13 protein-coding genes and 2 pseudogenes are annotated in these 12,055 nt (G+C 26.7%); 11 read left to right on the forward strand and 4 right to left on the reverse strand.

The annotated features are described in order from the left end of the window. Positions 1–81 precede the first annotated feature (81 nt). A pseudogene (locus tag QZ288_RS11170) lies at positions 82–333 on the forward strand (PepSY-like domain-containing protein); the annotation flags it as partial. 184 nt (positions 334–517) lie between these two features. Continuing rightward, positions 518–943, forward strand: a complete 426-nt coding sequence (locus QZ288_RS11175; RefSeq protein ID WP_295158890.1) for a hypothetical protein — start codon at positions 518–520, stop codon at positions 941–943. On the opposite strand, the gene QZ288_RS11180 is transcribed toward QZ288_RS11175, so the two are convergent. After that, positions 944–1,468 (reverse strand): hypothetical protein, encoded by a 525-nt coding sequence (locus QZ288_RS11180; RefSeq protein ID WP_295158913.1) that lies wholly within the window; start codon positions 1,466–1,468, stop codon positions 944–946. It abuts the gene before it with no gap. A 169-nt stretch (positions 1,469–1,637) separates the two neighbouring features. On the opposite strand from QZ288_RS11180, the gene QZ288_RS11185 reads away from it, so the two are divergent. From QZ288_RS11185 to QZ288_RS11200, 4 genes are all read left to right on the forward strand, one after another. Further along, positions 1,638–2,624 (forward strand): aldo/keto reductase, encoded by a 987-nt coding sequence (locus QZ288_RS11185; RefSeq protein WP_295158891.1) that lies wholly within the window; start codon positions 1,638–1,640, stop codon positions 2,622–2,624. A gap of 257 nt (positions 2,625–2,881) precedes the next feature. Then, a complete protein-coding gene (locus QZ288_RS11190; protein ID WP_295158893.1) occupies positions 2,882–4,168 on the forward strand; it encodes a malic enzyme-like NAD(P)-binding protein in 1,287 nt (428 codons plus the stop codon). Between the two features lie 204 nt (positions 4,169–4,372). Continuing rightward, positions 4,373–4,612, forward strand: a complete 240-nt coding sequence (locus tag QZ288_RS11195; RefSeq protein WP_295158895.1) for a hypothetical protein — start codon at positions 4,373–4,375, stop codon at positions 4,610–4,612. A 7-nt stretch (positions 4,613–4,619) separates the two neighbouring features. Beyond that, a complete protein-coding gene (locus QZ288_RS11200) occupies positions 4,620–5,378 on the forward strand; it encodes an ImmA/IrrE family metallo-endopeptidase (RefSeq protein WP_295158897.1) in 759 nt (252 codons plus the stop codon). A gap of 114 nt (positions 5,379–5,492) precedes the next feature. Here the strand turns inward: QZ288_RS11200 and QZ288_RS11205 are convergent, their stop codons facing one another. Both QZ288_RS11205 and serS read right to left on the reverse strand, forming a co-directional pair. Continuing rightward, positions 5,493–5,825 carry a TfoX/Sxy family protein gene (locus QZ288_RS11205; protein WP_295158899.1) on the reverse strand — a complete coding sequence of 111 codons (333 nt, stop codon included), beginning with the start codon at positions 5,823–5,825 and terminating at the stop codon, positions 5,493–5,495. Then, positions 5,825–7,105 (reverse strand): serine--tRNA ligase, encoded by a 1,281-nt coding sequence (serS, locus tag QZ288_RS11210; protein WP_295158901.1) that lies wholly within the window; start codon positions 7,103–7,105, stop codon positions 5,825–5,827. Before serS ends, QZ288_RS11205 begins: the two co-directional genes overlap by 1 nt. Positions 7,106–7,202: 97 nt before the next feature. Between serS and QZ288_RS11215 the strand changes: the two are divergent. From QZ288_RS11215 to QZ288_RS11235, 5 genes and pseudogenes are all read left to right on the forward strand, one after another. Further along, a pseudogene (locus QZ288_RS11215) lies at positions 7,203–7,367 on the forward strand (NAD(P)-dependent alcohol dehydrogenase); the annotation flags it as partial. A 241-nt stretch (positions 7,368–7,608) separates the two neighbouring features. Further along, on the forward strand, positions 7,609–8,700 hold the full coding sequence (locus tag QZ288_RS11220) for an NAD(P)-dependent alcohol dehydrogenase (protein WP_295158903.1): 1,092 nt from the start codon (positions 7,609–7,611) through the stop codon (positions 8,698–8,700). 159 nt (positions 8,701–8,859) lie between these two features. Next, a complete protein-coding gene (locus QZ288_RS11225; RefSeq protein ID WP_295158905.1) occupies positions 8,860–9,243 on the forward strand; it encodes a hypothetical protein in 384 nt (127 codons plus the stop codon). A 21-nt stretch (positions 9,244–9,264) separates the two neighbouring features. After that, positions 9,265–9,873 carry a hypothetical protein gene (locus QZ288_RS11230; RefSeq protein WP_295158907.1) on the forward strand — a complete coding sequence of 203 codons (609 nt, stop codon included), beginning with the start codon at positions 9,265–9,267 and terminating at the stop codon, positions 9,871–9,873. A 72-nt stretch (positions 9,874–9,945) separates the two neighbouring features. Continuing rightward, positions 9,946–11,013, forward strand: coding sequence for a pseudouridine synthase (locus QZ288_RS11235; protein WP_295158909.1), 1,068 nt, complete (start codon positions 9,946–9,948; stop codon positions 11,011–11,013). 7 nt (positions 11,014–11,020) lie between these two features. On the opposite strand, the gene QZ288_RS11240 is transcribed toward QZ288_RS11235, so the two are convergent. After that, positions 11,021–11,989, reverse strand: coding sequence for an RluA family pseudouridine synthase (locus QZ288_RS11240; RefSeq protein ID WP_295158911.1), 969 nt, complete (start codon positions 11,987–11,989; stop codon positions 11,021–11,023). Between the last annotated feature and the right edge of the window lie 66 nt (positions 11,990–12,055).

Genomic DNA, 12,055 nt, shown 5'->3' on the forward strand with positions numbered 1-12,055 from the left:
TAATAAAGATATTGAAAAACAATTAGAAATTATATATAATTTAGCAAAAAGGGAGCTTTTTTAGTTATCTGGGTCAGCCCCTTAATATTTAAAGGCGGACTTAAAATATATGTAAATTCAAACGGAGAATGGAACACTATAAGCGGCAGCGGAGATGAAATATCCATAGACTATATAGAAGAAAAGGTAATAAATACTATAAAAAGAGAATTTCCTAATGAGAAAATTATATATATTCAAAAAAAACATAAAGGATATATAATTCAATTTAGAAGAGGAAATAAAATAACTGTTGATATTGAAGGAAATATAACTAAAGGAAGAAGAAATTAATATGCTGAAAAATTTAAGAAATTTAATAAAAGGACAAGTAAATATTATTTTTATTTGTTCTTTTTTATTATTGCAGCTATTATGTGCCATCTGCTCAGGTTTGATTTTTTATTATTTTTATAATAAATATCAATAATAAAAATGTTTGACCGATAATATATAAAACTAATTATAGAGCTTTAATATGAATAAAATTTTTACTATGATAGCAGCACTATTATTAATCATATCCTGTGAAGAAAAAAAGAAAGAAAGCAGGCAGTACAGACTAAATATAGTAGAAACTAATAAAGAACATATAGATATTAAAAGCCGAAATTTTGATGCTATTAATTTAATTAAAAATAGCTCATTTACTTCATACCCGCATATTACAATAAAAAGCCTTATATCAAATTTTCATTCTGTTGAATGGCAGGATTTTATATCAGAAGATGATTATAAAAGATATATAGATATAGTAGCCAGATACGGCACTAATGAATATATAATACAATTTCAAATATTGGATCAATACAGATGGGATTTATATGCATTTGAAATGAATAAAACTCCGTATACTATAGACATAGTTTCAAGCGAATTATACAAATTATATACAAATAAATAATTAATGATATGTTAAAGATATGCTTCCTCTTTTGATATCTATAGGACCTGCTATATTTCTTGAAAGTTTTATTTGTATAGATAAACTTCTATCTAAATCATTACCTGTAGTCCAAGCATTTTTCTGAGGTTCAAATATTCCTACGGTGGTTGCTGTACCTGAATTTCGCCCTAAAAAAATTTTAACATCATAATATGTGATAATTATGCCTTTGAAACCATTAACAGTATCTTCTGTAACTTTTAAAGGTGCTGTTATAGAGGATCTTTTTATTTCATCTTCTGACATATTTTCAGCATTTTTTCCGCCTATCACATAATAAACTTTATCATTTATCTCTACAGCCTGAACTTCCTTATCAGCTCCGTAAACTGTAACTTTCATTTTTGCAGGATCATCTCTAGTTATATTACCTTCTCTATTTTCATTATTATTTTTAACAACATTATCATCTTTAGGCTTTACAGTATAACAGCTTATCATTATACAAATTAAAATAACTTGTATCAAAACTTTTTTCAACATCATAATACCTCGTAAATTCCAAAATATGAAATCACATACTATTTATAACTATCGGAAATTATTTTAGTAATATTAAAGAATAATTTTTACAATTTATACTTGAATAAAATTATAATAAATCTATACTTAATAAATAGCTATTATAAATTAAAAGAAAGAAGGTAGAAAAATGCAAATTTCTGAAAACAGATACAGTAAAATCATATATAAAAAATGCGGTAAAAGCGGATTAAAACTTCCTATAATATCATTCGGGCTTTGGCATAATTTTGGAGAGAATTGCGATTATGATAATATGAAAGATATGATAAAAACGGCATTTGATAACGGCATAACATATTTTGATTTGGCTAATAATTACGGACCTCCTCACGGATATGCTGAAATGAGTATGGCTAGAATTTTAGGTGAAGGTCTTAATAAATACAGAGATGAGCTTATAATAAGTACTAAAGCAGGTTATGATATGTGGAAAGGACCTTACGGAAATTGGGGAAGTAAAAAACATTTGATAGCAAGCATTAATCAGAGTTTAAAAAGGCTTAATATAGAATATATCGATATATTTTATCATCATAGAATGGACAGAGAAACACCTCTTGAAGAAACTATTGAAGCATTAACTAGAATAGTAAAAGACGGCAAGGCTTTGTATATAGGGCTTTCAAATTATGACGGTATTACAATGGAAAAGGCATCAAAATTATTTTATTTGGCTAATGTCCCTTTTATTATAAATCAAAATAGATATTCAATATTTGACAGAACTATAGAAAATAATGGACTTAAATTAAAATCTAAAAAATTAGGAAAAGGAATAATAGCATACAGTCCATTAGCTCAGGGTTTATTAACAGACAAATATCTAAATGGCATTCCAAGTGACAGCAGAATAGAATCTGACGGAAGATATTTAAATCGCGATGCTCTAAATAGAAAAAGAATGAAGCAGATTAAAAATCTTAATAATTTAGCAAAAGAGAGGGGAGAAACTTTAGCACAAATGTCTTTAAGATGGGTTCTTAGAGACGAAGAGATTACAAATGTACTGATAGGAGCTTCAAAGTCAAGCCAAATAATAGAAAATTTAAAAATTATAAATAAAATGCCTCTTACTGATGAGGAATTAAAAATAATTGATGATTTAAGTTTATAGACTGGCTATTATTTTATATAATATGAAATTACTATACTTATAAATTATTTAGTATTTAAAAAACCTTATAAAATAATTAGTATATACTAGATTAGCATATTTTATTATACTTTCAGCAGTCTATTTATAAGTCTTTTAAATAAATAGTAATAATTAATAACTTTTATTTAAGTTTTTTAATAGAACAAAAAGTTTTTTATAATACTGATTATGCATTAAATTATTTGGTTATAAATATAACAAAAGGAGAATTTATTATGTATGATGAATTAAAAATAAAATCATTAGAATATCATTCTAAAGGAAAGGCTGGTAAAATAGAAGTAATATCTGCGAAGCCTTGTAAAACTGCAGATGATTTATCTTTAGCATATACTCCGGGCGTTGCAAAGCCTGTACTTGAAATAGCTGAAAATCCAAATGAGGCATATAAATACACTTCTAAAGGAAATTTAGTAGCTGTTATTTCAAACGGCACTGCAATACTTGGCTTAGGGGACAGAGGTGCTTTAGCTTCCAAGCCTGTTATGGAGGGAAAGGGAATACTATTCAAACGCTTTGCTGATATTGATGTATTTGATATAGAAATTAATGAAAAAGACCCTGATAAAATTATAGATATAGTGAAAGCATTAGAGCCTACTTTCGGCGGTATTAATCTCGAAGATATAAAAGCTCCTGAATGCTTCAAAATAGAAAAAACTTTAATAGAAAAATGCGATATACCTGTGTTTCATGATGATCAGCATGGAACTGCTATAATATGTTCTGCTGCTTTGATTAATGCTTTAGAAATTTCAAATATAGATAAAAAAAATGCTAAGATAGTATTTAATGGAGCTGGTTCTGCTGGTATTTCATGTGCCAAAATGTTTGTAGCATTGGGAGTGCCTAGAGAAAATATTATTATGTGCGATAGTAAAGGTGTTATCACTAAAGATAGAATAGAATCTGTTACTGAAGAGAAAAGAGAATTTGCTACTGATTTAAAAGTAAAAAATCTGGAAGAAGCTATGAAAGGAGCTAATGTATTTGCTGGGCTTTCTGTTGCTGACTGCGTTACTGAAGACATGGTTAAATCTATGGCTAAAAATCCTATAATATTTGCTATGGCCAACCCTAACCCTGAAATACAATACGAAAAGGCTATAGCTATAAGAGATGATTTAATCATGGCTACAGGAAGAAGCGATTATCCTAATCAGATTAATAATGTATTAGGTTTCCCTTTCATATTCAGAGGTGCTTTAGATGTGAAGGCAAAAGCTATATCAGAGAAAATGAAAATGGCTGCTTCATTAGCATTGGCTGCCCTTGCTAAAGAAAAAGTACCTGAAGAAGTTTTCAAAGCCTATGGAAATAAAACTTTTGAGTTTGGTAAAAATTATATAGTACCTAAGCCTTTTGATCCTAGAGTTATTGAATGGGTATCGCCTGCTGTTGCTAAGGCTGCTTGTGATGAAGGGCTTGCTAAAGAGCCTATTAATGATTTTGAAAAATACAAATCTTCTCTAAAAGAAAGAATGAAAAAGTATTGGGAATAGTTTAATTAAATATAATGTATAGTAAAAAGTCTGATATTTATAGTAATTTGCTATATTTTTTAATCAATAGGGCGGGTATGTAAATTAAGTTTTAAAATTTAATTACATATAATTACATAGAAATAAGCCTAATATTTGTTTTGAATATATTGAATTGAAGTAAATTTTATACTATAATTGTTAAATATTATATTAAGGATTCATATGCATAATGATACTATTAAAGATTTACAGTTATGTACATCTGAAGATATGGTTAAAAAATTCTTTATTAAAAATGGAATAGAAGAAAATGATTATAAACAAAAAATAGAATTACTAACAGAAGCTTGCTGTTCAGATAATATAAAATTTTTTAATAAAGATATATCTGATGAAAAAAAATATAGGTCTATACTGAAAATGTTTCTAAATGAAGAGTTTAGATTTTATAGAGGCATATAATTAAAAAATGCATAATATTAATTTATATAATATATTTAAAACTTGTGTAGGCAGTGTTTTTAATAATGGCAGTGAATCAGATGAAAAAAAATTAATAGATTTAATAGATACTAATTTATTTAAATCAATTTTCCATAAATATATTGAAGCTTCTTATTTATCACATTGGAAAAGTACTATAGAAAATTTAGTACTGCAAAACAGACAAAGACAGCTTAAAAATAATTTATTTGATAACACAAATTTTAATAACTTATTTAAAATTATTTTAGATAAAAACAATATTGATTATTTATTAAATAATATTCCAATTTCAGATGATAATTTAAAAGAATCATTTAAAAATATATTTTATAAAGATTTAAATAAAACATCTTCATATATTAAAAGAATAATATTGAATTCTCTTTATAAAATTATTATAATACAAGATGATATAGATATACCTGCTATGTATTCGCCTGATAGTAATTTTTTTACAGATATTATTTTTATAAAAAAAGATATGGATGTAGAAGAAAAAAGAATAATAATAGCACATGAACTTGGACATATAATAATAAATAGAATACTAAAGGAAAATAGTTCATTTGCTATAGATTGGAATATTATAAACGAAGAAAATTTTTCTAATTTGTTTATGTATTATATTCTATATGATAAAAGCTGCTTTTATAGTGATGAGGAATATTTGAGTAATTTTATTAGGAATTCAGCATTAGATTTTAAATCCTCATACGAAGACATATTAAATAAATACTCATAAAATTTGTATTATATTATTAATTAACATTATATACTAAATTTAAATATAAATCCAATCATCACTTTTAATGAAGTAAAAAAGTGCAGACCTTATTTAAGATTTGCACTTATTGTTTTATTTATTTTTATTTTTGACTTTTTTTATTAGAGGAAGCTCATCATAAATTTCATTAAATAAATATTTAAAGAAATCATTATTATAATTATTAATATCTTCTATAAATATCATCTCTTTAGCATTTTGATAAGGCGGTTTTAATATATAATTATTTATTAATGATTTAGCTTTATCAGTAGGCTTTATAAATAAATGATTATCGCATACATAAGCCATTATTTTATTTTTATAATAAATTATGTATTCTCCCATCATAGATTTATAATAAATATCATCTAAAGAATCTAATTTGTTTAATACTGTATCAAGATATTTTTTATCTGAAGCCATTAATTAACCTTTTCTATCCTATCAAATCCTGTAAATGGTCTTAAAGCCTCTGGAATTATTACGCTTCCGTCTGCCTGCTGATAATTTTCTAATATAGCAATCCAAGTTCTTCCGACAGCAATACCAGAACCATTTAAAGTATGCACTAATTCTGTTTTACCGTTTTTTCTAGTTCTCATCTGCATTCTTCTTGCCTGATAATCCCAGCAGTTGCTTACGCTTGAAATTTCTCTGTAAGTATTTTGTGAAGGAAGCCAAACTTCTATATCAAAAGTTTTATAAGCGGCATTTCCTATATCCCCAGAAGAAAGAACCACTACTCTATAAGGAAGTTCTAATGCCTGCAAAATACTTTCTGCATCTTTAAGCATTTTATCATGTTCTTCTTTGGATTTATCGGCAGTACATATTTTTACAAGCTCAACTTTATCGAATTGATGCTGTCTTATTAATCCTCTCATATCTTTTCCATAAGAACCAGCTTCAGAACGAAAACAAGGAGTATAAGCTGTAGCATATATAGGAAGCATATTTTCAGGTATAATCTCTTCTCTGTATATATTTGTAAGAGGCACTTCTGCTGTAGGTATAAGGTATAAAGCAGGATCATCTGTAGTTTTAAATAAATCCTCTTCAAACTTTGGAAGCTGTCCTGTTCCAGTCATAGTTCTGCCATTAACAAGCATAGGAGGTATATATTCTGTATATCCATGCTCGCTTGTATGTTTCTTAAGCATAAAATTAATCAATGCTCTTTCTAAAGCAGCACCTTTTCCTTTCATAAGTGAAAAACGGGTTCTTGACATTCTAACAGCTCTTTCAATATCAAGTATATCAAGTCCCAAAGCTACATCAACATGGTCTTTTACCTCAAAGTCGAATTTGCGTGGCTCTCCCCATCTTATAATCTCTTTATTGGAATGCTCATCGTCTCCGTCAGGTACATCTTCTGAAAGCATATTCGGAAGATAAAGTATTTCATTATTAACAGCCTCTTCCAACTGCGATAATTTTTCTTCTTTTTTATTTAAGGATTCTGTAAAATTTTTCATTTCTTCTTTTATTTTTTCTGCTTCTTCTTTATTGCCGGATTTCATATATTCGCCGATTTTTTTTGAAGCTTCATTTTTTTTAGCTCTGTCCTGTTCAACTTCTTTTAATAAGTTAAGTCTGTCATGTTCTAATGATTTTAATTTGTCAAGTGAAGCTTTACTTCTTCTTTTTTCTAAATTCTTTTCTACTAATTCGATATTTTCTCTTATTAATTTTACATCTATCATTATAAAAATCCTTAAATAAAAAATTTTAATAATTATACAGTTTTTTTAAAAATAGTAAATTGCATTTTATAAAATTTTATTTTATAGGAAGAATGAAGAAACTCAAGAAGCTTTAAATTATTCCATACAAAATAATATATATCCGAATGTTGAAATTATCAATGCCGATGCTCAATCTATTGCAGAAGCATATAATAAAGTAATTAACGGAGAAGTAAAATTCAGATATGTAATAGATATGAAAACAATAGATAATCAATAAAAAACTAAAACAATGAGGTTATTTAAAATGAAGGAGTATATACAATAATATCAGCAAAAACTTTAATGGAGGAACTTGAAGCGTTAAACAAGTCTAAAAATTGGCAGTTACCTCCGCAGCATATAATGTATTTTATATTAGTAAGCCAATTATAAAATAAAAATCAAAAATACATATTGACATTAGAGTACGGTTTAATGTTATAATAATAAAAAATTTAATATTATAGGAGTTATTTTTTATGCTTTTAGATAATAATTTAGAAGAAGCGAATTCTGGAAAAAGAATAAATGCTAAAGGCTATGCTGTTCATAGCAAAACAGATACTTTTAAACAATTTGAGTTTTCAAGACATTCTATGGGTGATAATGATATTTTGATAGAGATAATGTATGCAGGAATATGTCATAGCGATATACACTCAGCAAGAAGCGAATGGCATGAAGGAATATATCCTATGGTTCCGGGACATGAAATTGCAGGGAAGGTTGCTGCTGTAGGCAGGAATGTAAGTAAATTTAAAATAGGTGATTATGCAGGTGTAGGCTGTATGGTAAACTCATGCGGAGAATGTGAAGCCTGTAAAAGAAGTCATGAACAATTTTGCGAAAGAGGACAAACTGTACTTACTTATGACTGTAAAGATCATTTTCATAATGATGAGCCTACTTACGGCGGATATTCTAATAATATAGTAGTAAGCGAGAAATTTGCTGTAAATGTACCTCAGGATGCCCCAATGGAAAAGGTTGCTCCTTTATTATGTGCAGGAATAACAACTTATTCGCCTTTAAAATTTTCAGGTGTAAAAAAGGGCGATAAAGTGGGAGTTGCAGGATTTGGAGGACTTGGCTCTATGGCTTTGAAATATGCTGTTAATATGGGAGCTGAAGTTTATGTATTTGCAAGAAATGATAAAAAGAAAAAAGAAGCTTTAGAAATGGGAGCTAAAGATTTATTTACTTCAGTTTCTAAAAAGGATATTCCTATCAGATTTGATTTGATAATATCAACTATACCTACAGGATATAATGTTAATGATTATGTTGATTTACTAAAATACGGCGGAGAAATGGCTATTGTAGGACTTCCTCCTGCTGAATTAAAACAAAGCATAGATTTGGCAAGACTTATATTTGCAGGCGGAAAAAAAGTTTACGGTTCTATGATAGGCGGTATAAAAGAAACTCAGGAAATGCTTGATTTTTCTTTGAAGCATAAAATATATCCTGAAACAGAAATAATATCTGCAAATCAAATAGATGAGGCTTATGAAAAACTTACAACAGGAAAAGCTAAATTCAGATATGTAATAGATATGAAAACTCTTTAATATTCTCTTAATTTTAATGTTCATAAATATTTTTAGGCAAATAGTATAATATATACTTTTGCCTCTTTAATTTTTATATAATTATTCAATTTCTTCACAACATTGACAAATAAAAAATAATGTTTATAATAAAACAGTATTTTTGTATTCGGCATTAAAATGATATTAGATGAAGTAAAAAAATATTTTGATATTATAAAATATACAGAGTTAAAATCTCTTTATGAAGATGACTTTCAATTTGAAGTTTTAAAAAATAAAGAAGAATTAGAAGAACATATATATAATTTAAATGATGATGAAAAGATAAAAATAAGAAATGCTGTTGAAAATGAGATTAGAGATAATAAAGAAATAGTGTTTTATACTTCTGAAAGTTTAGGAGAAGTATATTCAAATGCTGAAGATTTTTTAGTTTATCTGCTTAATGAAATATTATATGAAAAATTGCTGGCAAAGAGCGAGAAAAGAACTTTATCTAATAATTTTATGGAATTGGAAATAAGCATAAAGAAGCTGCTTATATTAATTTGGACTAGATAAAAAATAGATAGGTTTATTATTATGAAGAAAGTTTATATTTTATTATTTTTTAATTTTATATTTATTTCCTGCTATTTACCTGCAAAGTCATATTTTAATATTTTATCTGCTGATAAAGAAAACGGCAGCATAAAAGTAATAGTTGAAGCTAAAAAATCAGGAAGACAGTCAGAAAATATATTTTTGATTTCTCAGTTTATGAATGATGATGATATTATAGTTAATACTTCTATGTCTCAAATAGGTCCTATGATGTTTGATGCAGGAAAATATGAATTTAATATACCTTCTCCTACAAATTCTTTTACTAAATATACTAATTTCATCGAAGAAATTAAGCCTGAAAAAGCTAAGATAATAGCTGACAGAGGAGGATTCGGAGGCAGTTTTTTTACATATATGATGCTTATGAATATGATAAACAGCAGAAGACCTGTATATTATGATGATTATGGCAGAAGAAGAACAATTAATAAAGACTATTTTGATGACAGATATTCAAAAACTCCTAAAAGAAATGTATTTAATAATACTTCTTCTCAAAGGAGAACTTTATATAAGCCTAATTCTAGAAGCTCAGCAAGAAAAAAATCTATTTTCAGAGGCTCTTCAATTAGAAGAAGAAGATAATATTATTATTATATCTTTGACAAAACAGTATTTTAGTATATTATAAATTAATTTCAGAGAGTAATTAAAAAAATGAAAAAACAAGAAGAAACTGTAAGATTAGTAAAGGTAATATTAGAATCTGGTTTTGCAAGCAGAAGAAACTGCGAAAAGGCAATAGTATCTGGAAGAGTTAGAGTAAATAATCAGGTAATATTAGATCCTGCATATAGAGTAAAAGAAGAAGATTCTGTTTCTATAGACAGACAATTAATAAAAAGACAGGCAAAGAGATATATGGCATTATATAAACCTCTTGGGGTTGTAAGCACTGCTAAATATTTGCCCGGAAGAAGAATAATTACAGAATTTTTTAAAGATATAAAAGAGAGACTTTTTTATGCAGGCAGGCTCGATTCCGAATCAAGAGGAATAATGATAATCACAAATGACGGAGAATTTGCCAATATAATTACGCATCCTTCGTATGAAATATTAAAAGTTTATGATGTTACAGTAAACGGCAAAATAGATTCAGAAGCTCTTTTTAATGCAAGCAATGGAGTTACCATAAAAAATATTTCGTATTCTCCTTTCAAATTTAAAATTTTATCCAAAGGTAAAGTTCAAAGTAAAATTCGTTTAACTATAAATGAAGGTAAAAACAGAGAGATAAGAAAAATATTTGATTATCTAGGATATAAGGTTATAGACTTAGAAAGAATATCTGTAGGCTGTGTAGGAAAATATGATGAAGTTTCAGGCACATTAGAGGCAGGGCATATTAGAGATTTGACTAAAAAAGAAATAGACTTCTTCTTTAATCAGAAAAATAAAAAGCTTATGGATATAGAAAATATATTTTCCAATATTGATAATTATGATAATATAGATTATGATGATATAAATTATAATGATAATATAAATTATAATAATGAAGATAGTATTTTAGAAAATAATAATAATTTAGAAAATAGAAATAATAATTTAGAAAATAGAAATAATAATGAAAAAAAGGAGGAAAAAAAACATAATAAATCTAAATGGGCAAAAGCTAAGCCTAAGAAAAAAAGATTATCTATAAAAAAAACAAATACCTTTCAAAATAAAATAAATAAATCCAAAAAAAATAATAATATAAAAAACTCTAAAAGAAAATAATAGAATTTTATATATTATCTGAATATAGAAAATTTTTAAAATAATCAGGATAATCTATTTCAAATTCTAATATTTCTTTTGTTATAGGGTGAACAAATTCTATTCTTTTAGCATTAAGCATAAGTCCTGAATATTTATTAAAACTTTTAGAATATATTTTATCGCCTGCTACAGGAAAACCTTTATATGATGAATGAACTCTTATTTGATGAGTTCTTCCTGTTTTTATATTGATTTCTAAAAGAGTATGGTTTTTGAATCTTTTTAAAACCTTGATATGAGTGAGTGCATCTTTGCCGTCTTCTCTTACTGCCATTTTTTTTCTGTATAAATGATGTCTTCCTATAGGTAAATTTATCTCTGCATAATTATCTTTTAATAATCCTATAACTACGGCATGATAAATCTTTTTTATAGTTCTATTTTTAAACTGCTGCTGAATGCTTAATACTATATTAGAATTTTTACCTACAATCATAAGTCCTGATGTATCTTTATCAAGTCTATGTATAATTCCAGCCCTGCTTTTATTTCCCAAAAAATCAAAATCTTTTATCTTGTAAAGAAGAGCATTAACTAAAGTACCGCTCATTTCTGAAGGAGAGCAATGCACACTCATACCAGCAGGCTTATTTATTACAAGTAAATATTTATCTTCATAGATTATATCCAAATCAATATTTTCAGCGATAGGATTTTCAGTATCTTCTTTTGATATATCATTTAAATTTATTACTATAATATCATTTAATCTTACAGAGTATGATAATTTTTTTTCTATGCCATTAACAGTTATAGAAGTTATATAATTTTTTATCTGACTTCTTGTAATATTTAATTTTTCGCTTATAAATATATCAAGCCTTTTATCTGCATCATCTTCTAAAACGATAAATGATTTTTTATTTTCATCAGATAAATTAAGTTCATCATCTTCTATTTCTAATGCTTCATTATTATTAAAATCTAAACTCATAATTTATATTTTTTTTATTGTTGCTAGCTATAAACTCGCTAAAAATTAGCTAATAACCAGCTTTGC

The sequence above is a fragment of the uncultured Brachyspira sp. genome, from assembly GCF_910578695.1.
Classification (GTDB): domain Bacteria; phylum Spirochaetota; class Brachyspiria; order Brachyspirales; family Brachyspiraceae; genus Brachyspira.